Source organism: Hydrogenophaga sp., from assembly GCF_036675665.1.
In the GTDB taxonomy this organism is placed as follows: domain Bacteria; phylum Pseudomonadota; class Gammaproteobacteria; order Burkholderiales; family Burkholderiaceae_C; genus Hydrogenophaga.
The window spans coordinates 22,240-46,807 of sequence record NZ_JAKFEO010000037.1 but is presented as its reverse complement, the minus strand read 5'-3'; the positions used below and the strand labels follow the sequence as shown (position 1 = coordinate 46,807).

General features: G+C 66.8%; 22 protein-coding genes. 10 read left to right on the top strand and 12 right to left on the bottom strand.

Annotation, left to right across the window (positions count from 1 at the left end):
* Nucleotides 1-7 precede the first annotated feature (7 nt).
* Nucleotides 8-1,081 carry a C4-dicarboxylate TRAP transporter substrate-binding protein gene (locus V6M63_RS14865; RefSeq protein WP_332743079.1) on the bottom strand — a complete coding sequence of 358 codons (1,074 nt, stop codon included), beginning with the start codon at nucleotides 1,079-1,081 and terminating at the stop codon, nucleotides 8-10.
* On the bottom strand, nucleotides 1,078-1,821 hold the full coding sequence (locus V6M63_RS14860; RefSeq protein ID WP_332743077.1) for a TetR/AcrR family transcriptional regulator: 744 nt from the start codon (nucleotides 1,819-1,821) through the stop codon (nucleotides 1,078-1,080). Before V6M63_RS14860 ends, V6M63_RS14865 begins: the two co-directional genes overlap by 4 nt.
* A gap of 111 nt (nucleotides 1,822-1,932) precedes the next feature.
* On the opposite strand from V6M63_RS14860, the gene V6M63_RS14855 reads away from it, so the two are divergent.
* Entirely contained in the window at nucleotides 1,933-4,041 is a 2,109-nt protein-coding gene (locus tag V6M63_RS14855) for an acetoacetate--CoA ligase (RefSeq protein WP_332743075.1), read from the top strand.
* A gap of 176 nt (nucleotides 4,042-4,217) precedes the next feature.
* Here V6M63_RS14855 and V6M63_RS14850 read toward each other — a convergent pair whose 3' ends face one another.
* Nucleotides 4,218-4,862, bottom strand: a complete 645-nt coding sequence (locus V6M63_RS14850) for an NAD(P)-dependent oxidoreductase (protein WP_332743073.1) — start codon at nucleotides 4,860-4,862, stop codon at nucleotides 4,218-4,220.
* Nucleotides 4,863-4,967: 105 nt separating this feature from the next.
* On the opposite strand from V6M63_RS14850, the gene V6M63_RS14845 reads away from it, so the two are divergent.
* The 3 genes from V6M63_RS14845 (at nucleotide 4,968) to V6M63_RS14835 (ending at nucleotide 7,736) form a co-directional block, all read left to right on the top strand.
* Complete coding sequence (locus V6M63_RS14845) at nucleotides 4,968-5,882, top strand: LysR substrate-binding domain-containing protein (protein WP_332743071.1); 915 nt, start codon at nucleotides 4,968-4,970, stop codon at nucleotides 5,880-5,882.
* Between the two features lie 123 nt (nucleotides 5,883-6,005).
* Nucleotides 6,006-6,998: a tripartite tricarboxylate transporter substrate binding protein gene (locus V6M63_RS14840; protein ID WP_332743069.1), complete on the top strand. Its 993-nt coding sequence runs from the start codon at nucleotides 6,006-6,008 to the stop codon at nucleotides 6,996-6,998.
* Nucleotides 6,999-7,055: 57 nt separating this feature from the next.
* Nucleotides 7,056-7,736 carry a hypothetical protein gene (locus V6M63_RS14835; RefSeq protein WP_332743067.1) on the top strand — a complete coding sequence of 227 codons (681 nt, stop codon included), beginning with the start codon at nucleotides 7,056-7,058 and terminating at the stop codon, nucleotides 7,734-7,736.
* Between the two features lie 15 nt (nucleotides 7,737-7,751).
* Here the strand turns inward: V6M63_RS14835 and V6M63_RS14830 are convergent, their stop codons facing one another.
* A complete protein-coding gene (locus tag V6M63_RS14830) occupies nucleotides 7,752-8,654 on the bottom strand; it encodes a DMT family transporter (RefSeq protein ID WP_332743065.1) in 903 nt (300 codons plus the stop codon).
* Between the two features lies 1 nt (nucleotide 8,655).
* Entirely contained in the window at nucleotides 8,656-9,177 is a 522-nt protein-coding gene (locus V6M63_RS14825) for a flavin reductase family protein (RefSeq protein ID WP_056264933.1), read from the bottom strand.
* Nucleotides 9,178-9,265: 88 nt separating this feature from the next.
* On the opposite strand from V6M63_RS14825, the gene V6M63_RS14820 reads away from it, so the two are divergent.
* Nucleotides 9,266-10,159, top strand: a complete 894-nt coding sequence (locus V6M63_RS14820; protein ID WP_332743058.1) for a M14 family murein peptide amidase A — start codon at nucleotides 9,266-9,268, stop codon at nucleotides 10,157-10,159.
* 83 nt (nucleotides 10,160-10,242) lie between these two features.
* Complete coding sequence (locus V6M63_RS14815; RefSeq protein WP_332743056.1) at nucleotides 10,243-12,708, top strand: penicillin acylase family protein; 2,466 nt, start codon at nucleotides 10,243-10,245, stop codon at nucleotides 12,706-12,708.
* A gap of 14 nt (nucleotides 12,709-12,722) precedes the next feature.
* Here the strand turns inward: V6M63_RS14815 and V6M63_RS14810 are convergent, their stop codons facing one another.
* Complete coding sequence (locus V6M63_RS14810; RefSeq protein ID WP_332743054.1) at nucleotides 12,723-13,913, bottom strand: serine hydrolase domain-containing protein; 1,191 nt, start codon at nucleotides 13,911-13,913, stop codon at nucleotides 12,723-12,725.
* A gap of 7 nt (nucleotides 13,914-13,920) precedes the next feature.
* On the bottom strand, nucleotides 13,921-14,916 hold the full coding sequence (locus V6M63_RS14805; RefSeq protein WP_332743052.1) for a Bug family tripartite tricarboxylate transporter substrate binding protein: 996 nt from the start codon (nucleotides 14,914-14,916) through the stop codon (nucleotides 13,921-13,923).
* Nucleotides 14,917-15,127: 211 nt separating this feature from the next.
* Between V6M63_RS14805 and V6M63_RS14800 the strand changes: the two genes are divergently transcribed.
* Nucleotides 15,128-16,021: a LysR family transcriptional regulator gene (locus V6M63_RS14800; RefSeq protein WP_332743050.1), complete on the top strand. Its 894-nt coding sequence runs from the start codon at nucleotides 15,128-15,130 to the stop codon at nucleotides 16,019-16,021.
* 10 nt (nucleotides 16,022-16,031) lie between these two features.
* Here V6M63_RS14800 and V6M63_RS14795 read toward each other — a convergent pair whose 3' ends face one another.
* Entirely contained in the window at nucleotides 16,032-17,381 is a 1,350-nt protein-coding gene (locus V6M63_RS14795) for a D-amino acid dehydrogenase (RefSeq protein ID WP_332743048.1), read from the bottom strand.
* Nucleotides 17,382-17,490: 109 nt separating this feature from the next.
* On the opposite strand from V6M63_RS14795, the gene V6M63_RS14790 reads away from it, so the two are divergent.
* Nucleotides 17,491-18,429: a LysR family transcriptional regulator ArgP gene (locus V6M63_RS14790; RefSeq protein WP_332743047.1), complete on the top strand. Its 939-nt coding sequence runs from the start codon at nucleotides 17,491-17,493 to the stop codon at nucleotides 18,427-18,429.
* Nucleotides 18,430-18,518: 89 nt separating this feature from the next.
* Nucleotides 18,519-19,163, top strand: coding sequence for a TetR/AcrR family transcriptional regulator (locus V6M63_RS14785; protein WP_332743045.1), 645 nt, complete (start codon nucleotides 18,519-18,521; stop codon nucleotides 19,161-19,163).
* 64 nt (nucleotides 19,164-19,227) lie between these two features.
* Here the strand turns inward: V6M63_RS14785 and V6M63_RS14780 are convergent, their stop codons facing one another.
* The 3 genes from V6M63_RS14780 to V6M63_RS14770 all read right to left on the bottom strand — a co-directional run bounded on the left by V6M63_RS14780 (nucleotide 19,228) and on the right by V6M63_RS14770 (nucleotide 21,676).
* Nucleotides 19,228-19,650 carry a universal stress protein gene (locus tag V6M63_RS14780; RefSeq protein WP_332743043.1) on the bottom strand — a complete coding sequence of 141 codons (423 nt, stop codon included), beginning with the start codon at nucleotides 19,648-19,650 and terminating at the stop codon, nucleotides 19,228-19,230.
* A 73-nt stretch (nucleotides 19,651-19,723) separates the two neighbouring features.
* Entirely contained in the window at nucleotides 19,724-20,644 is a 921-nt protein-coding gene (locus tag V6M63_RS14775; RefSeq protein WP_332743041.1) for a metallophosphoesterase, read from the bottom strand.
* 24 nt (nucleotides 20,645-20,668) lie between these two features.
* A complete protein-coding gene (locus V6M63_RS14770) occupies nucleotides 20,669-21,676 on the bottom strand; it encodes a LysR family transcriptional regulator (RefSeq protein WP_332743039.1) in 1,008 nt (335 codons plus the stop codon).
* Nucleotides 21,677-21,782: 106 nt separating this feature from the next.
* On the opposite strand from V6M63_RS14770, the gene V6M63_RS14765 reads away from it, so the two are divergent.
* Nucleotides 21,783-22,328 carry a hypothetical protein gene (locus V6M63_RS14765; RefSeq protein ID WP_332743037.1) on the top strand — a complete coding sequence of 182 codons (546 nt, stop codon included), beginning with the start codon at nucleotides 21,783-21,785 and terminating at the stop codon, nucleotides 22,326-22,328.
* A 135-nt stretch (nucleotides 22,329-22,463) separates the two neighbouring features.
* Here the strand turns inward: V6M63_RS14765 and V6M63_RS14760 are convergent, their stop codons facing one another.
* A complete protein-coding gene (locus V6M63_RS14760) occupies nucleotides 22,464-24,320 on the bottom strand; it encodes a phosphoenolpyruvate carboxykinase (GTP) (protein WP_332743034.1) in 1,857 nt (618 codons plus the stop codon).
* Nucleotides 24,321-24,568 lie beyond the last annotated feature (248 nt).

Below are 24,568 nucleotides of genomic sequence, written 5' to 3'. Positions count from 1 at the left end.
TCCGGCTTTACTTGGCCGACCAGTCGCGCGGCAGGTTGGCGCCGCTCTTCTTCAGGCCGTCCATGTAGGCCTTGAGCACCTCCTGGCCGGGCGCGCCCTTGCTCTGCAGGTCGGCGGCCCAGGTCTGCGCGACGTTGGGGATGGTCTCGGCCCAGCGCGTGCGCTCGGCAGCGGGCAGTTCGCTGATGGTGGCACCGGCCTCGCCCATCTTCTGCAGCAACGCGTTGGCGGTGGCGTTCTGGGCATCCGCGAAGCGCTTGTCGTACTCCATGCCGACCTCGCGGAACACCTGCTGCACCGCGGGCGGCAGGCCGTCGAAGCGGCGCTTGTTCATCACGACGGCACCCGCGTACATGGAGCCGAAGTTGACCTTGGTGATGTAGGGCGCGACCTCGTGCAGCTTGGCGCCCCAGGCCCCCGTGCTGAAGGTGATGGCGCCGTTGGACACGCCGGACTTGATGTCTTCGTAATAGGTGGGCAGCGAGCCGGCCACAGCCACCGCGCCGGTGTTGCGGATCCAGTTCGCCGACGGGCCGGGCGCGCTGATCTTCTTGCCCTTGAGGTCGTCGATCGACTTCACCGGGAAGTTGGTCCAGAGGTGGTAGGTGTCCAGCGCCGTGCCGCCCAGGTACACCAGCCCGTTCTTCGTCCAGGTGTCGCCCATGGCCGGGATGGACTTCTGCATGTCGCCCACGATGGCGCCCACGGCGCCGAGGTTGTCGGTGCCGAAGGGCGTCACGTAGCTGACGTTCTGCATCGGAAACCGGGCCGCCTCGAACAGCGTGCCGACGAAGCCGAAGTCCGCCACGCCATCGGCGATGCCCTTGGACTCGCTGCCGATCTTGATCAGCGTGCCGCCCCAGGCTTTGGTCCACTCCACCTTGTGCGCGTTGCCGGCCGCGGCCAGGCGGCGGTCCACTTCGGGGATGTAGAACTCGTCGAGCAGCTTGACCCACAGGAACACCGGCGGGTGGCCGCCAGCGGCCGTGAGCTTGATCACCTGTTGCGCCTGCGCGCTGCTCAGGCCACCCAGCGTGAGGGCGGTGGTGAGCAGCGTGGTCTGGAAGATTCGACGGTTCATGGTTGTCTCCTGGGGGTGGAAGAAGTGGGCGCTCTGCGGCGCGGGGTGCGGGAAACGGGCAGCAGCGCGGACACGCCGGCTGCGATGAAGTTGATCAGCAGGACGCCCGCGGCCGGGTCGTTGTCCTGGTTGCACCCGAGCGAAAGCACGGGCATGCGGTGGTCGCTGATGTGGTGCAGCAGCGCGCCCAGGGCGAACTGGTAGGCCCAGGCGGCCATCGCCCGGTCATTGCCGGGCCTGGCTGCGTGCAGCGCGTCGATGAAGCGGTGCGCCAATGGGTCGAAGAACTGGCTGAGCACACGCTGGGTCTCCGGCGTCTGGTGCGCCAGCTCGCGGGCCACCAGTTGCGCGTAGTACTCGCCCTCGGCGCTGGCGCGCTGCTCCAGCACCGGCAGCACAAAGGCTTCCACCACCTGGCGCAGGCGGTCGCGCTTGCTCGGTGATTGCGTGGCCTCGTGCAACAGCGCCAGCCGCTGCTCGGCGGTGGCTTGCCAGTGCACGAAGATGGCATGAAACAGCTCGTGCTTGGGACCGAAGTAGTAGGCGACCAAGGCCAGCGGCACCGAAGCTTCTTCGGCAATTTCGCGGAGGGTGACTGCGTGGTAGCCGCGTTGTGCAAACAGCTTCTCGGCCGCCAGCAGGATGGCGTGCTGGCGGTCGGGGCGCTGGGCACCGCGGGGTGCCGCTGCGCGTTGGCGCGTGCGGGGGACGTCTGTTGACGGACTGAGGCTGCGGGGCATGGCGGTATTGAACGGCTGTACAAATAAATTGAACATGCGTACAAACCCTGTGCAGAACCGATCGCCGGCGCTGGTCTGCGCTGTTAATCTGTGGCCAAAAAGGACAACAACATGAACGAGACAAACCCACCCCCCTTCACCCCGCAGATCCGGCTCTACCAACAGTGGCTGGCCGACCAGCGGGGGCTGCATTTCGACAGCTACGACGCGCTCTGGCGCTGGTCCACCACCGAGCTCGAAGCGTTCTGGCAAAGCATCTGGGACTACTTCGACATGCGCTCGCCCACGCCGCACACCGCCGTGCTGGAGCGCAACGTGATGCCCGGCGCCCAGTGGTTCCCGGGTGCGCAGGTCAACTACGCGCAGCAGGTGTTTCGCCACGTGCAGCCCGCGCACGAGGCTGGTTTCATGGCCATCGTGAGCCGCAACGAGAAGGGCCGCCATGTCGAGATGAGCTGGCCCGAGTTGCGCCGCCAGGTGGCCTCGCTCGCGCTGCACCTGCAGGCCCAGGGTGTGCAACCCGGCGACCGCGTGGCCGCTTACCTGCCCAACATTCCCGAGGCGATGGTGGCGTTTCTGGCCACGGTGAGCATCGGCGGCGTGTGGAGCATCTGCGCGCCCGACATGGGCACCAGCGCCGTGCTCGACCGCTTGCGTCAGATCGAACCGGTGGTGCTGATCGCGTGCGATGGCGTGACCTACGGCGCTCGCGACTTTGACCGCCTGGCCGTGGTGGCCGAGCTGCGGGCGGCCTTGCCCACGGTGCGCCATGTGGTGCTGCACACCAACCTGGCCGCCGACGCCGACGATGCCGCCGAGGCGGCTGAGCGTGCGCTCAAGGCCGCTGCACCCTGCACTTCGTTTGCCGAGGCCACGGCGCGCATGGACGCCGCCGTGGCGCAGTTCGAACCGCTCTGGCTGCCTTTCGACCACCCGCTGTGGATCGTGTATTCCAGCGGCACCACCGGCCTGCCCAAGCCCATCGTGCACGGCCACGGCGGCACCACCATCGTGGCGCTGGCGCTCAAGATCCTGCACAACGACATCGGCTGCAGCTACGAGCCCAACAGCTGGGGCGAGCGCTACCACTGGTACAGCTCCACCGGCTGGGTGATGTGGAACGCGCAGGTGGGTGGCCTGCTGGGCGGCACCACCTGCGTGATCTTTGATGGCAACCCCGGTGGTTCCCGGGACCAGCCCGACTGGACCACGCTGTGGCGCTTCGCGGCCGAACAGGGCGTGACCTTCTTCGGCGCGGGCGCGGCGTTTTTCGCGAACTGCCTCAAGGCCGGCGTGGACCTCTCGACCTGCGGGGATCTCTCGGCGGTGCGCGCGTTGGGCACCACGGGTTCGCCGTTGTCGGAAGACGCGCAGAAATGGGGCACATCGCAGTTCGCCGCCATCGCCCAAAGCGAAGACCAACGCGACATCTGGTGGTGCAACATCAGTGGTGGCACCGACTTCGCCGGCGCCTTCATCGGCGGCAACCGGGAACTTCCGCAGACGCCCGGGCGCATGCAGTGCCGCCTGATGGGTTGCGCGGTGGAGGCCTGGAACGAACAGGGCCTGCCGGTGGCCGACGAGGTGGGCGAGCTGGTGTGCACACAGCCCATTCCGTCGATGCCGCTGTACTTCGTGGGCGATGTCGACAACAAGCGCCTGCTCGGCAGCTACTTCGACATGTACCCCGCCGGCCACGGCCGCAAGCCGGGCGGAGGTGACCTCAATGCCAGCGCCGGTGCCGTCTGGCGCCACGGCGACTGGCTGCGCATCCACCCCGACGGCTCCTGCGTGATCTACGGCCGCTCGGACGCCACCATCAACCGCCACGGCCTGCGCATGGGCACCAGCGAGCTCTACAGCGCGGTCGAGGCGCTGCCCGAGGTGATGGACTCGATGGTGGTCGACCTCGAATACCTGGGGCGCGAGAGCTACATGCCGCTGTTCGTGGTGCTGCGCGAGGGCGTGGTGCTGGACGAGGCGGTGCGCGCGCGCATCAACGAGAGCATCCGCACCGCACTCTCGCCGCGCTTTGTGCCCAACGAGGTGTTCCAGGTACCCGAAATCCCGCGCACGCTCTCGGGCAAGAAGCAGGAGTTGCCGATCAAGAAGCTGTTGCTTGGCCAGCCGCTGGAGAAGGTGATCAACCGTGAGGCGATGGCCAACCCCGGCTGCCTGGACTGGTATGTGAAGTTCGCGGCAGAGCGCGCCCAGGCTTAACAGCGGACAAGCCCGATCCGCCGCCGGGCCGCCCCAAGGCGGATCAGCCCCCTCGGGGGGCAGCGACCCGCGCAGCGGCGGAGCGTGGGGGCCTGACGATCCGCCGCCGGGCCGCCCCAAGGCGGATCAGCCCCCTCGGGGGGCAGCGACCCGCGCAGCGGCGGAGCGTGGGGGCCTCAGTTCGCGACGGTGAAGCGCTGGCGCGTGTGCTTCGGTTTTTCGATTTCGTCAACGATCGCCACCGCCAGATCGGCCACCGAAATGCCGGCAGGCGCTTCGCCCGTGCCCGGCAGCAGCTGGTCGCCACCCACGCGGTAGCGGCCGGTGCGTTCGCCGGGCGCCAGCGCGATCGGAGGTGAAACAAAGGTCCAGTCCAGCGTGGTCTCGCCGCGCAGCCGCGTGAGCAGATCGCGCGCGGCCAGCGCGCCCTGTTTCCATTCGGCCGGGAATTCGGGTGTGTCCACCAGCTGCAGGCCGGGCGCCACCTCCAGGCTGCCCGCGCCGCCCACCGCCAGCACGCGTTTCACGCCGGCCTGTTTCGCGCCGGCGAGGATGCCGTCGTAGCCCAGGCCGAACAGGCGGTGGATCTCGGCCTCGCCCCAGCCGGGGTTGTAGGCGCTGACCACCGCGTCGTGGCCGGCGACAGCGCGCGCCACCTGGGCCGCGTCGGCCACATCGGCCTTCACCACCTCCAGCCCGGCTTGTGCGCCGAATTTTTCAGGGTGGCGCGCCAGCGCGGTCACGGCGTGGCCGCGCGAGAGCAGTTCGGTGAGCACGGCGCTGCCGACAAAGCCGGTGCCACCGATGAGGGCGATCTTCATGACGAGGTCCTTTCAAGGGGTTTGCAGATGGCACTTAGTGTCCCTGCTGCATAAAATACGCGGTAGATGGCCATTTCGGCTTTCTTTTTGTAGAAAATCTAATGAATGAGTGATGCCGCCAGCTGGACCGACAAGCTCAAGCGCATGGCCTTGTTCGCCGAGATCGTCGACAGCGGCTCGATCAGCGCTGCCGCGCGCCGCGTCGGCAGCACGCCTTCGGCCCTGAGCCAGCAGCTGCGGCTGCTCGAGCAATCGCTCGGGCTGGTGCTGCTGCACCGTTCCACCCGCCGCATCACCCTCACCGAGGCTGGCGAGCGCTACTACCCGGCCTGCGCCGCCATGGTGGCCCAGGCCCGCAGCGCCGACAGCGCGCTCGAGCGCCTGCGCGACGAGCCCGAGGGCGAACTGCGCCTGGCCGCGCCCATCGGCTTCGGCGAGCTGCTGGCCACCGCGCTGGAGCCGCTGCGCCGCCACCCCAGGTTGCGGCTGCACCTGCTGCTCGACGACACCCCGATCGACCTGATCGCCGAGCGGGTGGACCTGGCCCTGCGCGTGGGCCGCTTCACCGATTCGGCGTTGGTGGCGCGCCGCCTGGGCGAGCTGCAGCGCCAGCTCTGCGCGGCGCCGCGTTACCTGGCCGAGCGCGGCTGGCCGCGCCATCCCGATGAACTGGCCGGGCACGACTGGCTGGGTCTGCCACCGCGGGGTGCGGGGGCCGACTCGCTGGCGTTCGAGGGCCCGGGGGGCGAGCAGGCCGTGGTTCGGGTGGAGGCGCGCCGGCTCGCCTCGCAGGTGACCGCGCTGCAGGCGCTGGCCGTGGGGGGCTGGGGGCTTTACGTGGGCATGGCCGACGACGTGCGCCAGCCCATGGTCGAGGGTCGGCTCGCGCCGGTGCTGCCCGAGTGGCGGCTCGCGCCGGCGGCGGTGTACGCGGTGACACCGCGCCGCGACGAACAGCCGGCCAAGGTGCGCCACGCCTTGCAGGCCCTGCAGCAGCACTTTGCCGCGCGGTCGGGCTGAAGCCTGCCGCGCGGGCGCCCAGTCACGCGCGAGACTGCCTGCGGGAAGGCCCGGGGCCAACCCGCTTTCGCGGCCTGCGCGCTTGCGCTAAGTTGTGGTGTTCATCCACACAAGGAGACCCGCATGCGCCCCACCGACCGTTCCCTGAGCCGCCGCCAGGTGCTGACCGCCGCCGCCGCCGTTGCAGCCCCCGCGCTGCTGCCCGCGGGCCTGCGGGCCCAGGACAGGTTTCCCTCGCGCCCCATCACGCTGATCGCGCCCTGGCCCGCCGGTGGCAGCAGCGACGGCGTGATGCGCGCGCTCGCCCAGAGTGCTGGCAAGGCCCTGGGCGTGCCGGTGGTGATCGAAAACAAGCCGGGCGTGGGCGGCACGCTGGGCGCCAGCGCCATGATGCAGGCCAGGCCCGACGGTTACACCCTCACGCAGCTGCCGCTGGGCATCTACCGCCTGCCGCACATGCAGACCATGTCCTTCAACCCGGTGACCGACATCACCCACATCGTCTGCCTCACCGGCTACACCTTCGGCATCGCCTGCACGGCAGATGCGCCGTTCAAGACGCTCAAGGACATGGTGGCCTACGCCAAGGCCAACCCGGGCAAGCTGGAGTACGGCCACACCGGAACCGGCACCACGCCGCACCTCGCGATTGAAGAGTTCAGCGAGAAAGCCGGCATCCAGCTCAACCCGATTCCGTTCAAGGGCTCGGCGGAGATCATGAGCGCCATTCTGGGCGGCCACATCCGCATGATGAGCGGGACCACCGAGTTCGCGCCGCATGTGCAGAGCGGCAAGCTGCGGCTGCTGGCCACGCTCGGCCGGGAGCGCAACAAGGCATTCCCCGATGTGCCCACGGTGAAGGAAAGCGGCTGGGACACCATCTCCGAGTCGCCCTTCGGCATCGGCGGCCCCAAGGGCATGGACCCGGCCGTGGTGAAGGTGCTGCACGACGCTTTCAAGACCACGCTGGACGACCCCGAGGTCAAGGCCACCTTCGACAAGTTCTACCAGCCCACGATCTACATGAACACGGCGGACTACACGGCCTACGCGGCGCGCACGTTTGCGGCGGAGAAAAACACCATCGAGCGACTGGGGCTCAGCAAGAAGAGCTGAGGTCGCTGGGGCGGCATCGGGGTGCACTGGTTACCAGAACGGAACTCTGGTGTGTCCATGAGCCCGTCGCACGAGCCCGCGTCCCTGCGCATGGGGGTCATGGCGGGTCGTGCCGTCGCGGTGCTGAGTCTCGCGTACGCGGCCATCCTGGCGATCGGACTGCTGACGCTGCCAGCGCCGGACCAACCCATCCAGAACCCCTGGTTCACGCTGCTGGAGGTTCTGATCCTCGCGATCGCGCCCGCCATGGTGGCCTTGATGGCGGCGTTCCATGCCTGGGCGCCCGCCGAGGGCAAAGCCATGGCCGTGCTCGGCATCGCCTTCATGGGCATGTGCGCCGTCCTCACCTGCTCGGTGCACTTCGCCGTGCTCACGCTCAGCCCGCAGCCGGCCTTTTCGACGGGCGACTGGCCCTCGCTGGTCTTTGCGTTCCGCTGGCCGTCGGTGGCGTACGCGCTCGACATCCTGGCCTGGGATGTCTTTTTCCCGCTGGCCGCGGTGTGTGCCGCTTTCAGCCTCCGGGGAGCCGGACTTTCTGCTCTGGTTCGGGGTCTGTTGTTCGCCAGTGCGGGCTTCGCGTTCGCCGGGTTGGCCGGCGTGCCGCTGGCCAACATGAGCGTCAGGAACGTCGGCATCATCGGGTACGCCGTGCTCTTCCCGTTCGCTGCCGCCCTGTCAGCGGTCATCTTCCGCCGTGCGATGGCAACAGCGTCGGCGCCTGAAGTGGATCGCCGCTGAGCCTGCCGGGCACCCTCAGCGTTTCGAGACCAGGACGATACCGACGGCCACACCCACCAACGCCAGCACCAGCTGCAGCGTGAGCGGCTCGCTCAGCAGCACCACGCCGAACACCAGCGCGAACACCGGCGTGAGGAAGGTGAAGGTCGACATGTGGGTGGCCGGGTACACGCGCAGCATCCACATCCAGGTGAGGTAGCTGGCGAAGGCGCCCACCACGGTCTGGATGCCCAGCGAACCCCAGGCGCGCGCCGAGTAGTCGAGCGACCACGCCTCGCCCAGCGCGAGCGAGACGAAGGGCGCGACCGCCGCCGTCACCGCCACTTGATAGAACAGGGTCTTCTCCGCGCTGGCGCTGGACAGTTTCGTGGCGCGGATGGTCAACGTGGTCAGGCCCCAGAGGGTGCCGGCGGCCAGCGCCATGGCGTCGCCCAGCCACTGGCCCGCCACCGGTGAGCCTTGCGTGAAGCCTTCGCTGAACGCCACCGCGACCGCGGCAAACGCGATCGTCAAACCGATCCACTGGATGCGCCGCAGTTTTTCACCCGGCACCACCCGTGGCAGCAGCAGCGCCACCACGAACGGGCTCGTGTAGAGGAACACCGTGAGGCGTGACGCGGTGGTGTGCAGCAAGCCGAGGTAGATGAAAGCGAACTCACCCGCGAACAGCGAGCCCGCGAGCAGGCCGGCCTTGAGCGTGCCGTCGCGTTCGAACAGGCGCACGCCCCGCGCGGCGCACCACAGCCAGATCAGCACCGCGGCGCCCCAGAAGCGCAGCGAGGCCTGCCACAGCGGCGGCACTTCGGCCACCGTGTCCTTGATCAGGATCTGCTGGAAACCCCAGAAGGCACAACACACCACGAGCAGGGTGATGGCGAGCGAGTCGAGGTGGGTTTTCCGGACGGTGGTGGGGCTCATTTCACAGCGGGTGTTCGGTGTAGAACCGTCCGCCGTGAAACAGCAGCGGTGAGGCTTCCGCCCGATGGCTGCAGCGCTCTACCTCGCCCACGAAGATCACGTGGTCGCCCTCGGCGTACTGGCTGCGGTTGAAGCATTCGAAGGAGGCGGCCGCGCCGTTGAGCAAAGGCGCACCGTTGCCGCCTTCGCGAAACGCCACGCCGGCCCAGCGGTCGGTGTCCTTGGCGGCGAACTGTTCGGCCAGCGCCTGTTGATCGGCGGCGAGCACGTTGATGGCGTAGTGCCGCCCGTTGGAGAACGCGGCCATCGAACCGGCCGCCTTGCCCAGGCTCCAGAGCACCAGCGGGGGGTTCAGCGAGACCGAGTTGAATGAGTTGGCCGTCAACCCGACCAGTTCGCCGCTGTCGGTGCGCGCGGTGACGATGGTCACGCCGGTGGCGAACATGCCCAGCGAGGCGCGGAACTCGCGCGCCGAAAAATCGGGCGCGCGGGCCTGCAGGACAGGAGGGCGGGCAGAAGACATGGTGAACGTGGATCCAGAACGTGCGGCGATGAATCCTTGATTCTCGGCGATCGCTGTCTTTGCACGGTGCCGTTCATAAAATGCCGTGATGTCACGCAGCCCATTGTTTCGAGCGAATGCCTGTCCGCCGTTGTCGCGGGTGCTGGCGCTGATCGTCGGGCTGGTGCTGGCCACGGGCGTGCAGGGCGCCTCGTTGCTGCGCGGACCACCGCACCACCGCACCACCGTGCCAGCCACCGCCGCACCCTGTGTGCACTTGTCGGCCCGCCTGCCGCACATGGGGCGCGCGCTGTGCGATGCTGCCGGTCTTGTTCCCACCGAGGGCCGTTCAACGCAGGGCCGCACGCTGTACGCACGCGACGTGGTGGCGCCGCAGGTGCGCTTGCGTGTGCTGGTGGTGGGCGCCATGCACGGCGACGAGATGTCCTCGGCTTCGGTGGCGCTGCACTGGATCCAGCACGCGCTGAACGACCCCGCCGACACCCATTGGCGCTTCATTCCCGTGCTCAACCCCGACGGCCTGCTCGCGCGCCCCGCCAGGCGCGTGAACGCGCGCGGCGTGGATCTCAACCGCAACTTCCCCACGCCCAACTGGGCCAGCGACGCCCCGGTGTACTGGGAGCAGCGCACGCGCAAGGACCCGCGCCGCTGGCCCGGCCCGAGCCCGCTGTCGGAGCCCGAGTCGCGCTTCCTGCATGACGAGATGGCGCGCTTCCAGCCGCACCTGGTCGTGAGCATCCACGCGCCCTACGGCGTGCTCGATTTCGACGGCCCTGGCGCGCCTCCGCCCAAGCTCGGGCGGCTCTACCTGGACCAGGTGGGCATCTTTCCGGGCAGCCTGGGCAACTATGGCGGCGTGCACCGCGGCATGCCGGTGGTCACGATCGAGCTGCCCAACGCCTTTCGGGCGCCGCTTGAGGGCGAAATGCGGCAGATGTGGACGGACCTGCAGCGCTGGATGGTGGAGCGCCTGCGGCCCTGAACCCGCTGACCCTATGGTGCAGGCCGTATTCACACTGCACCGCGGCATGGGAACACTGGGCCTCCCTTTTCAGGAGATTCACCATGTTCATGACCGGTTGCCGTCGCGCCAGCTTCGTGCTGGCCAGCGCTCTTCTTTTTGTCCATCTCCCTTCACAGGCTGCGGAAATCGTGCGCGACAAGTTCGGCGTTCCGCACATCTATGGCGACAGCGTGCCCGATGCGTTCTTCGGCTATGGCTACACGGTGGCCGAAGATCGCCTGTTCCAGCTGGAAATGCGCAGACGTCAGGCCACCGGGCAACTGGCGGCCGTGCTGGGCGCCCAGATCAAAGGCGCCACTGGCACGACGGTGAACGTCCTCGCCATGGACGTGCAGACCCGTGAAGGCTACGACCCCGCCAGCTTGATGCGCCAGTTCAAGGGCCTCCCAACGAACGAGCAGGCCCTGATCCAGGCGTACCTGGACGGCGTCAACATGCGGATCCAGGAGGTCCTGGCCAGCGGCGGCAAGCTGCTGCCGCGGCAATTCAACGACGTGTGGGGCGAGCAGCTTGCCAGCAGCGAACTGCGCCTGTGGACGCTGGACGACATGCTGGCGGCAACCACGAACGCGCTCACCTCCTACTCGTCCCACACCACGGCGCAGCAGAACGCCGCCCTGCACGCGGCCCTGCAGAAGAAATACCCGAAGGACTTCCAGAAGGTGTTTGACACCCTGATGTGGATCAACGATCCGTATGCACCGACAACGCGCGCGGACAACACGGTGATGAAGCTCGCCGAGGCCGCTCCGGCCGGCACACGGCTGGCAGGGGTGCCTGCATCCACGGCGAATGTGACCGTGGTGCCGTCCGAGGGGGCGCCATTCGAACCCGAAGCGGTGACCACCAGCATGGCCCTGCTGTTGGGCAAGGACATCACCGGAGGGAAGTCGATACAGCTCAACGGACCACAGCCCGGCTGGTTCCAGCCCGGCTACTTCTACACCGTGGGTCTGCACGCGCCCGGCTACGACGTCGTGGGTCATGCGCCTGGAGGGATGCTGGCCGTCACCACCGGGGACAACGGCCACATCGCCTGGGGCAGCACCTCGGCCGGGGGCGACCACACCACGATCTTTCAGGAGAGCCTGAGCGGTGACAAGAGCCATTACGCCTTCCAGGACAAGTTGCTGCCCGTGCTCTCCGGGAAGGTGATGATCCAGATCAAGGGAGGCGCGCCCAAGGAAGTCGTCATCAACCGCACGCACCGCGGACCGTTCACCACGCCGCTGGACGCACCGGTGGTCTACAGCAAACAAAACCTGTGGAAGGGCCACGAACTCACGTCGGTGATGGCGTGGCAGCGGGCCTCGCAAGCGAAAGACTGGAAGACTTTCCACACCGAAGGACAGCTCATGGCGATGGGCTACAACTGGTTTTACTCGGACAAGGAAGGCAACATTGGTTGGCTGTTCGGCGGTTACTTTCCCAGCGATCTGTCGGCCCAGGGCGGGGATCCGCGCCTGCCCGTGGTCGGCCAGCAAGGCGAACGGCCAGGGCGCAGTTACGCGGGCGAGATCTTTCTCTACAACCCGCCGGCGGGTTACCTCGTCAACTGGAACAACAAGCCGGCGAAGGACTATGCAAACCGCGATCTGCACATCCCGCGCTGGTCTCAGGGCGACCGCGCGAACATCCTCGCGGACCTCATGCAGGAACGGGTCAAGACACACGCGCCCATGACGGAGGACGACGTGCGCCGGATCTACCAGAAAGCCACCACGGCCGACGTCAACTTCTACCACTTTGGTCCGCTGCTGCGACGCGTGGACGCCTCATTGGTTGCCAAGGCAGACCCGTCCACCCAGCAGGCGCTGGCCTTGCTGCAGCAATGGGACGGCGCCCGGGTGGCCGACCCGTCGGGCAACTACTACGCCAGTGCGGCGGTGCCGATCTTCCAGGCCTGGCTGGACCAGTTCGTGGGGCTCACGGTGGGCGCCGTGCTGAGCCGCGACGAGTTCTCCGGCATGCCCGCCTACACCGGGACACTGCAACTCAACTACATGAAGAACAGTGTGAACCTGTCGATGGGCACCAAGATCGCGCTTCGGGGGTTGCAGGCTCGCATGGGCCTGCGGCCCGACGACGTGCCACCCCACGATGTATTGCATGGGGAGGAGCCTTCCTCGCTGATGCTCAAGGCGTTGCAGGCGGCTGTGGCCAAGATCAAGCCCAAGGACGGCGCACCCCTCGCCAGCCTGCGCCAGGGCATGGTGCAACAGACCTTCTTCCCCGAGAATTACGAGTCGGTGCCCACTGCTTCGCCCAATGAAAGGCCTGCGCTTGCGCAGTCCGCCAACCGCGGCGTCATGCAGCGCCTGGCCATCGGCGACGGCACCCGGCTCCAGAGCACCGATACCAACCCGCCAGGGGTGTCCGCCGATCCCGCCAGCCCGCACTACCAGGATCAGTTGCCGCTGTATGGCGACTGGGGCTTCAAACCACTGCCCCTTTCTTCGCAAAAGACCGGTTCCGGCAAGGTGGTGAAGCCGCTCGCCAAGCTGTGAAGGAGGACAACGCCTCAGGCGCTGCGCCGCAACTCGTCGACCAGAGCGCGCAGTCGCGCGTCGCGGTCGGGCTCGTGGGCACTGGCGTAGCGTGGCTCGGGGTACACGGCCAACTGCACCACGGCCAGTCGCTCGGCGCGGTTGACGTAGATCCGCTGACCGCAATGGCCCATGGCCCACATGCCGCCGCTGCCATCGAGCCACCAGCTGTAGCCATAAGCCACCAGACCGAGTGCCCGGCGGCTTGCGCTCATGGCGCCGCCGGCGGGCAGGGCATGGGCCGGTGTGGCCGCCGCCTCGACCCAACCTGCGGGCAACACCCGCAGCCCGTCGTGCATGCCATCGTTCATCACGAGCTGCGCAAAGCGCCCCATGTCGCGCAAGGTCATGCCGGCACGGCTGCCGCCGATTTCGGTGCCTCCGTCCGACTCCAGCGTGTAGTAGGCATCGAACTCCATGCCGCAGGGTTGCCAGATGCAGTTCGACATGGTGTCGGCCAGCGTGCGTCCGGAGGCCGCACACAACAGGGCGCCGAGCAGGTAGGTGTCGCCGGTGTTGTAGCACCAGGCGCTGCCCGGGGGGTGTGCGCGCTGGAGACCGCACATCAAGGCCAGCACCCCTCCCGGAACCTTGGCCGCGAGCGAGCGGCTGTAGCGATTCACATCGGAGTTGCGATCGCCGTAGTCCTCCGACCATGTCACGCCCGAAGACATGGTGAGCAGGTGGCGCACGGTCACCCCCTCGTAGAACGAGCCCCGCAGTGCGGGCAGGTAGCGAACCACGGGATCGTCGATGCTCTTGATCGACCCCTCGCCCAGCGCAGCGCCCACGAGCATGGCGGTCATGGACTTCACGGTGGACATCGTGCTCCAGCGCTCCTCGGCCCGAAGTCCCAAGCCATAGCACTCCAGCACCAACTCATCACCCCGGATGACCAGCAGGCCCGACACGTTGTTGCCGTCCATGAACTGGCCGAGAGAGAGGCGTTGTCCGCCCACGGGTATATCGATGCCGATCTCGGCGCCACGGCGAAATGGTTGGCCTCGCCCTCGGTGAATCGTGCGGGTGGCAAACAGCTGGTCAACGATGCGGTAACCGTGCGACTGCAGGCAGGGAGGCCACATCAGGAACTCCTCGCCGTCGGGCAGGTGCTGCCGGGGCAGCGCCGCACCCGGCGGCGAGGAAGGTGCGTGAACGGACGTCATGAGGCCTTCACTCGTTCTGGATGCCGAGTTTGTTGATGATCGGGCCCCACACGGCGGCCTCGCGCTGCATCATGCGTGCGACTGCTTCGGGACCGTTGTCTTCCAGCGGTTCCATGTAGAGCATGTCCATCCGCGCCTTCACAGCCGGGTCTGCCCAGAATTTGCGGGTCTCGGCGTTGAGTCGCTCGATCACCGCCTTGGGCGTGCCCTTGGGTGCCATCAAACCATACCAACCGCCGATCGGAAAATCCTTCACACCGGCTTCGTGAATGGTGGGCACGTCGGGCAGCGCTGGCGACCGACGCGCGCCGAACACCACGATGGGCACGACCTTGCCCAGCTTGGCCTGGGCTGATGCCGTCACGATGGCGTCCGACATGAACTGGGTATCGCCGGCCATCACACCCATCAACGCAGGCGCAGCGCCCCGGTAGGGAACATGCGTGAGATCAAGCCCGAAGTGCTGCGCGATGAATTCCACGTTCAGGTGGGTCGAATTGCCCTTGCCGGCCGAGCCGAAGTTCAGCCCACCGGGCTTGGCCTTCGCCAGCCGCACCAGGTCGTCGAGAGACTTGATGCCCGAGTTCGGATTGGCCACCAGCACCTGGCTGGACGTGGCCAGCATCAGCACGGGGTCGAAGTCGCGCGTCGGGTTGTAGGGCAACGACTTGTAGGAGAACGGGTTGAGCGACATGTTCGAGGTGCTGCCGAACAGCAGTGTGTAGCCATCGGCCGGCTGTTTGGCCACGAAACCGGCGGCCACGCTGCCGTTGGCTCCGGTCTTGTTGTCGACCACGACGGGCACGCCGATGGATTTGCTCACCTGATCGGCCCAGGCGCGGGCCAACGCGTCGAAGGCGCCGCCTGCTGCCACCGGGACCACCGCGGTGATGGGTCGTTTGGGGTAGTCCTGCGCGCTCGACAGCGTCGGCAGCAAGACGGCAGCGCTGGCGCACACCAGGGCGGACAGGCGCGTCATGGCGCCACGGCGGTTCAAAGTCATGTGAGGTCTCCTGTGGTTTGAAGGGGAAGGACAAGAAGCTCGCGCGAGTGCCGCGTCGAGGGTGGCGGGAGGGGGCTGCATCCGGAAGGCCAGGTTCCTGCCTTGCGCCTTGCACGAAGGGTGGTAGGGGTGCGTGTGTGACAAAGACATGGATCGCATGATCGACGTGCGAAGTTGGCTTGTAAAATGGAAAAAAAGTCTGAACTCATCCATGAGATCAATCAATATTTCCATGCGTGACTTCGACGCCTTTCTGGCGCTCGCGCAGACGCAGCACTTCACCCGCGCTGCCGAGCGCTGTCACTTGTCCCAGAGTGCCTTCAGCCAGAAGATCGGCCGAATCGAAGCCAGTGCCGGTGTGCGTCTGTTCGAACGATCAACCCGGCACGTGACGCTGACGCCGGAAGGCGAGGTCTTTGCCGAAGAGGTGCGCCGCATTCAGGCCGATGTGCAGCACGCTTTCTCCGGGCTGCAGGATCTGGCCCATCGGCGGGTGGGCCGGGTGGCGGTGGCTGCGCTGCCGTCGGTGGCGGCGGAATGGATGCCACAGGTCGTCGCCCGTTACCGGGCGGACAATCCGCAGATCAAGGTCGAGTTGTTCGACACGCTCGCCGGGCCGGCGCTGTCCATGCTGCGGGAAGGCCGTGTGGACATGGCCATCACCTCGGGTGAAGACCTGCGCGAATTCGAGTGCATGGTGTTGCGCCTGGAGCGGTTTTTCTTTGTCTGTCGTGACGACCACCCGATGGCCGACAAGGCCTCCGTCAGCCTGTCGCAGGTGGTGGGCCCGGACATGATGCACCTGGCTCGCAGCAGCAGCGTGCGCCAGCACCTGCAGACGCAGCCTGCCATGCTCGCAGCGCCGCCACACGGCCTGGAGGTGGAGCACCTCGCTACCTTGGCCGCGTTGATTGCGCAGGGTCTGGGCGTGAGCGTGGTGCCCGAGCTCACGCTGTTTCACTTCCGCCGGCAGCGACTCAAGGCCATTCCGATCCGTGACCGGCAGTTGCGTCGCCCGATCGTGCTGGCGCGCCACAAGGCGCGGGCCTTGTCCATCGCCGCCCGGGTCATGTTCGACGAGGTGGTGGCCCAGGCTCGCGCCTGAACCGCCTGGCTCAGGCGCGGGTGGGCGGCGTGGTCATTCCGAAGCGCCGGTGCCCGCGGGGCGACTGCGCGGGAAGGCCATGAAACCCAAAGTCCATCGCGGGACGTTCACCGCTGATCAGCTCGGCCAGGGCCTTGCCGGAGCCCGCGCCGTGGGTCCAGCCCAGCGTGCCGTGGCCGGCGTTGATCCACAGCTTGCGCAGTTTCGTGCGACCGATCAGGGGAATGTTGGTCGGCGTGGCCGGGCGCAGACCGCACCAGAACTGCGGGTCGCCACCTTGCTCGGGTGTGCGGGTGTCGGCCACGCCGGGGAACACCTGCTCGATGCGGCGCACCAGCATCTCGCAGCGCTTCTTCGCCAGCGGCGTGTCCAGCGAGAGGTCAAAGCCGCCGAGTTCGATGGTGCCCGCCACGCGCAGCTGGTTGCCCAGGCGCGAGACGGCGATCTTGAGCTGGTCGTCGATCATGCTCACGCTGGGCGCCTGTCCGGGCTTTAGCAGGGGCAGCGTCGCGCTGTAGCCTTTGCCCGGGTAGATCGGCACGTCCACGCCGACGGACTTCAAGAGCGGCGTGCTGTACGAGCCGCAGGCGACCACGAAGGCGTCCGCCTTGAGCACGCGCGCCTGGCCGCTGTGGCGGTCACGCACCCGCACCTCGCGGATTTCGCGGCCGTCGCTGTCCAGACGCTCGATGTCGTGACCGAACATCAGCCGCGCGCCGCGCTGGCCGCACAAGGAGGCCAGCTTCTGCGTGAAAGTGCGCGCGTCGCCCGACTCGTCGCTCTGGGTGTAGGTGCCGCCCACAATGCGATCGGCAAAGGCCTGCAGCGCGGGCTCGATGGTGAGCAGTTCGTTGCGCGACACCACCCGGCGCTTGACGCCAAAGCGCTGCATCACGGCGGCGGCGTCGGTGGCGCCGTCAAAGGATTTCTGATCGGTGTAGTAGTGAGCGATGCCACGCTCCAACCGGTGGTAGTCGATGCCGGTGTCGGCCACCACGGCCTTGAGCGCGGCGTGGCTGTAAGAGCCCAGCGCCACGAGCTGTGCCACGTTGCGCTCGAAGGCCGCGTCGTTGCATTGCGCCAGAAACCGCAGGCCCCAGCGCCATTGCGCCCAGTCGAGCTGCGGACGGAACAGCAGCGGCGACTCGTCGGAGAACATCCACTTCAAGGTTTTGAGCGGCGCGTCCTTGTTGGCCCAGGGCTCGCAGTAGCTCACCGAGATCTGTGCCGCGTTGGCAAAGCTGGTCTCCAGCGCCGCGTCGGTTTGCCGGTCGACCAGGGTGACCTCGTGCCCGCGCTGCAGCAGGTGCCACGCCGTGCTCACGCCGATGATGCCCGCGCCCAGAACGGTGACTTGCATGACCCACTCCTTCAAACGATGAAACTGGTGTGCAGTATCGAAAGAAGGTGCTTCGAAGTGAAGCGGAATTAAACTAAAATTTTGGGCATCAGATCAGCTTATAGACCTCATGAGCACTTTCGATCCCGACGCCCTTGAATGCCTGGCCGCCATCATCGAGGAGGGCGGCTTCGAGCGCGCCGCGCAGCGCCTGTCCATCACGCAGTCGGCCGTGTCGCAGCGGTTGCGGGCCCTGGAGGCGCAGGTCGGCACCGTGCTGATCGTGCGCAGCCGGCCGCTCAAGCCGACACCGGCGGGCCAGCTCATGCTCAAGCACGCCAAGATGATGCGGCTGCTGCGCGCCGATCTGGAAAAGGACCTCAAGGAACTCGCGCCCAGCTCCACCGGCAGTGGTCGCGAGGAAGAGCGCATCTCGGTGGCCATCAACGCCGACAGCATCGCCACCTGGGCGCTGCCCGCGCTGGATGCGCTGGCGCAAAACGGCCTGCCGATCGAAATCATCACCGACGACCAGGAGTTCACCCACGAGTGGTTGCGCGAAGGTCAGGTGCTGGGCTGCGTCACCTCGCTCGGGCAAGCGTTGCGGGGTTGCAAGATGGAGGCGCTCGGCACCATGGACTATGTGGCCGTGGCGCGTGCCGATTTCGCTGCGCAGCACCTGCCCAAGGGCCTGAACGCGCACAACTTCCACAAGGTCCCGTTCGTGGCCTTCAACCGCAAGGACAACCTGCAACACGGCTTCGTGATGAAGGCTTTCGGCCTGCCACGGGTGATGCTCAAGCAGCTCTTCGTGCCGTCCAGCGAGGGCCAGGTGCGCGCCGTGCAGGCCGGCTGGGGGGTGAGCGTGCTGCCCGCGCTGCGTGTGCGCGACCTGATCGAATCGGGCGAACTGATCAATCTGGCGCCACGCCACCGTCTGGGGGTGGCGCTGTACTGGCATTGCTGGAACCTGAGCTCCGACGTGCTGGACGCCCTGAGCATGGCCTTGCGCACCGCGGCAGCCCACAACCTGCGCCCGGGCGTCGACGCCAAACTGCCGAAGCAGTGACTGACGGGTCTTCAACACTACTTTTCAGTAGTGATATCGACGGATTCGTCAAAGTGAAGCAAAATTCCAGAGCCACCCAAAGGTTCTCCATGACCAGCGCCGTTCACAAATCACCGTCCGAAGCCCCTCCAAAACGCAGCTTTCGCCAGCAGATGCATCTGGTCCGGGAAGATGCCATCGTCTCGGCGGTGAACCGCCTGCTGGCTGAAAAGGGTTTTGATGCCATGACGGTGGACGCGGTGGCCGCCGAAGTCGGCATCGCCAAGGCCAGTCTCTACAAGCACTTTCCCAGCAAGGAAGATCTGGCCGCCGCGGCCATGGTGCGGGTCATGGACCGTGCGCGAGCATTCCTCGACAGCCTTGAGGGCCGCCCCGGCAGCCAACCCATCGAACAGCTCCGGGCCGTGGCCCGCTGGACGATGGAGGTGCAGCTCGCTGGCGAAATGCCTTCATTGCCCAGCGCCAACTCCAGCCTGCGTGCCTCCCTGACGAACAACAAGGCCTATGTGGACGGCCTCATGGACGTGAGCGAGCGCCTGGGTGGCTGGATCACCCAGGCCCAGGCCGACGGCAGCCTGAACAGCAGCCTGCCCGCCATCGCGGTGCTCTACACGCTGTATGCACGGGCCTGCGATCCGGTGCTGGGCTTTCTCAAGGGTTCAGGGCAACACAGCAATGAAGAGATCATCGAGATGGTGCTCAGCACCTGCTTCGACGGACTGAAGTCACGCTGATTCCGGTCCATTCGCCCATGAAAAAGGCCGCGGATGCGGCCTTTTTCATGGGGCACAGGTGGGGTCAGCGAACCAGCAACACCGGCACGCCGCAATGGGCCAGAACAACGGTGGCCACCGAACCCATCACCAGATTGCCCAGCGCGCTGTGGCCGTGTGAGCCCATCACCAGGAGGTCGAACTTGCCGCTGTCAGCGGTCTTGGCGATCACTTCGCCTGCCGACCCAACCTTCTGGATGACAGTGGCGTCCATGCCGTGGCGCTTGAGGAATTTCACCACCGGTGCGGTGATCTTGGCGGCTTCATCGGCGTAGTAACCGTTGGCCACTTCGGCGCCGACCGCGGCGCGCGCCCGCGGAGGCAAGGGGGCTTGCACCGTGATGAGGGTCACCGCGTTGCTGCTGCCGAACATCTCGTCGTGGGTCGCCAGGTAGGCCAGCATCTTCTTGGTGTACGCGCTGCCGTCGACTGCGAGCAGGATCTTCATGAGGTTCTCCTTGTTGGGTCAGGGGGTGAATGAGCGAGTGTAGGGTCTTCGCGGGGCCGCCATTTGCGCTGCCTCAAACAGCCTGCACCTGGCTGTGCGGCGCTGCGCTCGCGCTCACGCGGATGCAGCATGCGGGCATGAAGCCGGCCTGTTCGTTCTTGTCTTGGTAACCCAGCGGGTTGGCCACGATGCGGCAACGCCCCACCTGCACATCGGTCGGGCAATGCAGGTGGCCGTGCAGCCACAAGTCGGCCAGCGGCAGCAGTTCGTCCAGGCCGTTGCAGAAGCCCGCCGTGCCGGGGCTTCTGCCGTAGCGCGGGTCCATGCTGTGCAGCGTGGGTGCGAAGTGGGTGATGACCACCGTCGGGCCATCGAAGGGCTGGGCCAGCGCATCGCGCAGCCAGGCCTGACAGTCCAGCGCCAGCGCGCGCATTGCCTCGGCGTCGAACAGTCGGCCGTGGCGTTGGCCCCCCATCTTCACCAGGTAGTGGTTGGCGGCACGGAAGGCCTTTTCGCGCTGCTGGAGACGGTGGGTCAGCGGATCGGGCGCCCGTTTCGGCGGTACCGCACCGGCCCGGCCGTGTCGAGCGGGCGTCGGAGTCGGGGCATGTTCACCCAAGGCGTCGTAGTCGCTCCAGAGCGTGGTGCCGATCAGGCGCACGCCCTGCATCTGCAGGGTTTCACGCTCCAGCCACTGGATGCCGAGCCGGTCACAGACCTTGCGCAGTTCGGCGTGCGCCTTGTCCAGGTCCAGCGCGTCGTACTCGTGGTTGCCGGGGACGTACACCACCGGCGCGGGCCAGCCCGCGTATTGGGGCAGGGGAGAAAAGCGCTGCAGACCCCAGTCCGGCTCGCCCATCACGCTGCCATCGCGCCGCACCTGGTAGGAGCCGATGTCGCCGGCCAGCACGAGCAGATCGGCGTCTCCCGCGGGCACGGGCACAAAGGTGGGGTTGGCTTCGAGGTGCAGGTCGCTGAGCAGCTGGATGTTCATGCGGTCATTGTCGGCCAGGGACCGTCAACCCCCATTTTTAACCTTGTGCGCCCCCGTGTGCGCCGGCACTGCCTTGACATTGTGGAAGCCGACCGCAGACGCCCGCTCAACCGCTTGCCGCAGCCAGCGATGCGCGCTGTTGTGGGTGGCCTGTCGGTGCCACAGCGCGTCCACATGCACGGCCGGCACCTGCAAGGGCAGGTCGACCAGGGCGAGCTCGTGTTCGATGCCGGTGGCGCCGACAAAGTGCCGCGGCAACACCGTGAGCAAATCGGTGGTGGCCACCACGCGTCCGGCGGTGAAGAACTGGTTGACCGTGAGCACCACGCGCCGCTGGCGGGAGAGCGCGGCCAGGGCTTCGTCCACGAAGCCGAACGGGCGTCCCGAGAAACTCACCAGCAGGTGGCGCGCGTTGCAGTAGGCGTCCAGGCTCAATGGCTGTCCGGCCAGGGGGTGGCCTTTGCGCATCACCACCACGTACTCGCCGTCGTACAGGCGCTGGTGCAGGAACTGCGGGTTGTTCTCCTGCAGATGCAGGGCTCCGAGCTCGGCCAGCGCGCCTGGAAAATGCCCGATGGCCAGATCGGCCGAGCCGTTTTCCAGCAGGTCGCGTGGGTCGCGGGTGGTCAACGGCACGACCCGCAGGTTCACCCCGGGGGCTTCGGTCTCGAAGATGTCCATGAGGCCGGGCACCAGCTTGGCCGCCGTGGCATCGGCCATGGCCAGCACGAATGCGTTGTGCGCACTCACGGGATCGAAGGTGCCCGGCGCCAGGGATTCGCGCAGTAGGTGCAGGGCGTCTCGCACCGAGGGCCACAGGCTCAGCGCCAGCGGCGTGGGTTCCACGCCGTAGCCGGAGCGGCGCACCAGATCGTCGCCCACCACCTCGCGCAACCGTCGCAACGCATTGCTCACTGCGGGCTGCGTCATGGCCAGGTTGTGCGCTGCGCGGGTGAGGTTGCGCTCGGTCATCACCTCGTCGAACACCCGGAGCAGGTTCAGATCGAGGGTGCGGAAGTTCAGGCTATTCATCACCATTGTGAATGTAAAGCATCACAAAGATAAATTGGCAATAACTGCGGGTTAACCCTAGTATTGCGCTGTCCAAAAGACATTTATCCCTCCTTAGGAGTTCGCCATGAGCACCCTCGCATCCACCCCCTCTTCCGTTTCACTGGGCCACGGCCGTGCACAGTCGGCCAAGCAGCCCCGCCGTCACACCGACAGCTCGCGCGGCCTGGCTGCCCTGTTGCTGGCCGCCGTGGTCGCCGCCATGGTCATCCTGGCCGATCGCGTGGTCAGCACCTGGGCCGATGGCCACCTCTTGCTCGCCTGGGTGTTCCTGTGGGTGGTCGTGTTCGCCGGGATGGCGTTGTTTGCCGACTCGGCCCGCCGCCTTGCTCGCCGCGGCATCGTGGTGCTCGACAGCTGGTCGCAGTCGATGGCCGAAGCCCGCGCGGAAACCCGCTTGTGGGAGATGGCCCGCCTCGACCCCCGCCTGATGAGCGAGCTGACCCTGGCCCGCAACCGCGCCGAGCTGGACGAACCTGTCGAAACGTTCGACGCTGCACTGGCACCGCTGGGTCTGCCCGCGCGGGCTGAAGCCGCAGCGCCCACCGAGTCGTACTGGGAACGTCTGGGCAAAGCACGCGCAGCACGCCACCTGCACAACCGCTACCTCTGAGCGCCAACGCGCCCCGGGCTCGCGCCCACAAAAAAGCCACCGGGTCCGGTGGCTTTTTTTTCGCCCGGGCTTCTTGACCCGGGAGGCTTCAGGTGCGCCGCAGATCGTGCAGCACACCCAGTCGGGGCTTTGGCCTCAAGCGGCCAGGCGCTTCTCGATCTTCGCTTTTGTCTCCTCGAGTTCCCGTGGCAGGTGGTGCGCCAGCTGGGTGAACAGCTCGCTGTGCAGTTCGAGTTCTTTCATCCAGGCGGCGCTGTCGATGCGGGTGACGGTCTTGTACTGGTCGGCCGAGAAACTCAGGCCATCCCAGTGGATGTCTTCATAGCGCGGGCTCACGCCGAAGGCGTGCTCGGTGCCCTGGCCGCGGCCTTCCAGGCGATCGATCATCCACTTGAGCACGCGCATGTTTTCGCCAAAACCGGGCCAGACGAACTTGCCAGCCTCATCCTTGCGGAACCAGTTCACGCAGAAGATGCCGGGCAGCTTGGCGCCCTGGCTCGTGAGCTGGTTGCCCATGTCCAGCCAGTGCTGGAAATAATCGCTCATGTTGTAGCCGGTGAACGGCAGCATGGCGAACGGATCGCGGCGCACCACGCCCTGCGCGCCAAAGGCGGCGGCGGTGGTTTCCGAGCCCATGGTGGCGGCCATGTACACGCCTTCGGTCCAGTTGCGGGCCTCGGTCACCAGCGGCACCGTGGTGGAGCGGCGGCCACCGAAGATGAAGGCGTCGATCGCCACGCCGGCCGGATCGTCCCAGGCCGGGTCGAGCGCCGGGTTGTTGGTGGCGGCCACAGTGAATCGGGCGTTGGGATGTGCGGCCTTGGCGCCGGTTTCCTTGGCCATCTGGGGCGTCCAGTCCTTGCCCTGCCAGTCGATGGCGTGGGCGGGGGCGTCGCTCATGCCTTCCCACCACACGTCGCCGTCATCGGTCAGGGCCACGTTGGTGAAGATCACGTCGCGGTCCAGGCTGGCCATGCAGTTGGGGTTGGTCATGGTGTTGGTGCCTGGGGCCACGCCGAAATAGCCCGCTTCCGGGTTGATCGCGTAGAGGCGGCCATCGGCGTGCGGCTTGATCCAGGCGATGTCGTCGCCGATGGTGGTGACGCTCCAGCCTTCAAAGCCCTTGGGCGGGATCAGCATGGCGAAGTTGGTCTTGCCACAGGCGCTCGGGAAAGCCGCAGCCACGTGGTACTTCTTGCCCTCCGGGTTGGTCACGCCCAGGATGAGCATGTGTTCGGCCAGCCAGCCTTGCTGCTTGCCCATGGTGGAGGCGATGCGCAGCGCAAAGCACTTCTTGCCCAGCAGCGCGTTGCCGCCGTAACCCGAGCCGTAGCTCCAGATCTCGCGTGTTTCGGGGTAGTGGACGATGTACTTGGTGGTGGGGTTGCACGGCCAGCCGGTCTGGTCCGTCTCACCTGCGGCCAGCGGCGCGCCCACGGTGTGCACGCAGGGCACGAATTCGCCGTCGGTGCCCAGCACGTCGAACACGGGCTTGCCCATGCGGGTCATGAGCTTCATGTTGACGGCCACGTAGGCGCTGTCGGTGAGCTCGATGCCGATGTGGGCAATCGGGCTGCCCAGCGGGCCCATGCTGAACGGCACCACGTACATGGTGCGCCCGCGCATGCAGCCATCAAACAGCGGTTGCAGGGTGGCGCGCATCTCGGCCGGTGCCTTCCAGTTGTTGGTCGGGCCGGCGTCTTCCTGCTGTTCGCTGCAGATGAAGGTGCGGTCTTCCACGCGGGCCACGTCCGACGGGTCGGAGCAGGCCAGGAAGCTGTTGGGGCGTTTGATCGGGTTGAGCCGCTTCATCGTGCCGGCGCTCACCAACTGCTCGCACAGGCGCGCGTATTCCTCGTCGCTGCCATCGCACCAGACCACGGTGTCGGGCTTGCACAGGGCGGCCATGTCGGCCACCCAGGCGATCAGCCGGGCATTCTTCACATAGGACGGGGTGTTGAGGGTCAGGCCCTGCATCACGGGAGAGTTCATGGAAAAGACTCCAGAAGTTGATAACCGGTGGGCACCAGAGACGCCGACAGCCGCGGGCTGCAGAAGTTGCAGCTGGGCGGCTGTCAGGGTCCCTTGTGCTTGAAAGGGGCGGTCGGCGCTGGTGGCTGTGGAGCGGTTGGCGCCCGGCAGCAAGAGGGACAAGGGGTGGGTTGGTGTGCCCGCGGCTCGGTCCGTGTGTCGTCCTTGCCCCGATTTTATGAAAGTGGGCGGCAGGTTACGAACGGGTT

What these genes read in the sequence shown, in the direction of transcription:
- V6M63_RS14865 (WP_332743079.1), bottom strand. Translation starts at nt 1,081, where the DNA reads ATGAACCGTCGAATCTTCCAGACCACGCTGCTCACCACCGCCCTCACG.
- V6M63_RS14860 (WP_332743077.1), bottom strand. Translation starts at nt 1,821, where the DNA reads ATGCCCCGCAGCCTCAGTCCGTCAACAGACGTCCCCCGCACGCGCCAA.
- V6M63_RS14855 (WP_332743075.1), top strand. Translation starts at nt 1,933, where the DNA reads ATGAACGAGACAAACCCACCCCCCTTCACCCCGCAGATCCGGCTCTAC.
- V6M63_RS14850 (WP_332743073.1), bottom strand. Translation starts at nt 4,862, where the DNA reads ATGAAGATCGCCCTCATCGGTGGCACCGGCTTTGTCGGCAGCGCCGTG.
- V6M63_RS14845 (WP_332743071.1), top strand. Translation starts at nt 4,968, where the DNA reads ATGAGTGATGCCGCCAGCTGGACCGACAAGCTCAAGCGCATGGCCTTG.
- V6M63_RS14840 (WP_332743069.1), top strand. Translation starts at nt 6,006, where the DNA reads ATGCGCCCCACCGACCGTTCCCTGAGCCGCCGCCAGGTGCTGACCGCC.
- V6M63_RS14835 (WP_332743067.1), top strand. Translation starts at nt 7,056, where the DNA reads ATGAGCCCGTCGCACGAGCCCGCGTCCCTGCGCATGGGGGTCATGGCG.
- V6M63_RS14830 (WP_332743065.1), bottom strand. Translation starts at nt 8,654, where the DNA reads ATGAGCCCCACCACCGTCCGGAAAACCCACCTCGACTCGCTCGCCATC.
- V6M63_RS14825 (WP_056264933.1), bottom strand. Translation starts at nt 9,177, where the DNA reads ATGTCTTCTGCCCGCCCTCCTGTCCTGCAGGCCCGCGCGCCCGATTTT.
- V6M63_RS14820 (WP_332743058.1), top strand. Translation starts at nt 9,266, where the DNA reads ATGTCACGCAGCCCATTGTTTCGAGCGAATGCCTGTCCGCCGTTGTCG.
- V6M63_RS14815 (WP_332743056.1), top strand. Translation starts at nt 10,243, where the DNA reads ATGTTCATGACCGGTTGCCGTCGCGCCAGCTTCGTGCTGGCCAGCGCT.
- V6M63_RS14810 (WP_332743054.1), bottom strand. Translation starts at nt 13,913, where the DNA reads ATGACGTCCGTTCACGCACCTTCCTCGCCGCCGGGTGCGGCGCTGCCC.
- V6M63_RS14805 (WP_332743052.1), bottom strand. Translation starts at nt 14,916, where the DNA reads ATGACTTTGAACCGCCGTGGCGCCATGACGCGCCTGTCCGCCCTGGTG.
- V6M63_RS14800 (WP_332743050.1), top strand. Translation starts at nt 15,128, where the DNA reads ATGAGATCAATCAATATTTCCATGCGTGACTTCGACGCCTTTCTGGCG.
- V6M63_RS14795 (WP_332743048.1), bottom strand. Translation starts at nt 17,381, where the DNA reads ATGCAAGTCACCGTTCTGGGCGCGGGCATCATCGGCGTGAGCACGGCG.
- V6M63_RS14790 (WP_332743047.1), top strand. Translation starts at nt 17,491, where the DNA reads ATGAGCACTTTCGATCCCGACGCCCTTGAATGCCTGGCCGCCATCATC.
- V6M63_RS14785 (WP_332743045.1), top strand. Translation starts at nt 18,519, where the DNA reads ATGACCAGCGCCGTTCACAAATCACCGTCCGAAGCCCCTCCAAAACGC.
- V6M63_RS14780 (WP_332743043.1), bottom strand. Translation starts at nt 19,650, where the DNA reads ATGAAGATCCTGCTCGCAGTCGACGGCAGCGCGTACACCAAGAAGATG.
- V6M63_RS14775 (WP_332743041.1), bottom strand. Translation starts at nt 20,644, where the DNA reads ATGAACATCCAGCTGCTCAGCGACCTGCACCTCGAAGCCAACCCCACC.
- V6M63_RS14770 (WP_332743039.1), bottom strand. Translation starts at nt 21,676, where the DNA reads ATGAATAGCCTGAACTTCCGCACCCTCGATCTGAACCTGCTCCGGGTG.
- V6M63_RS14765 (WP_332743037.1), top strand. Translation starts at nt 21,783, where the DNA reads ATGAGCACCCTCGCATCCACCCCCTCTTCCGTTTCACTGGGCCACGGC.
- V6M63_RS14760 (WP_332743034.1), bottom strand. Translation starts at nt 24,320, where the DNA reads ATGAACTCTCCCGTGATGCAGGGCCTGACCCTCAACACCCCGTCCTAT.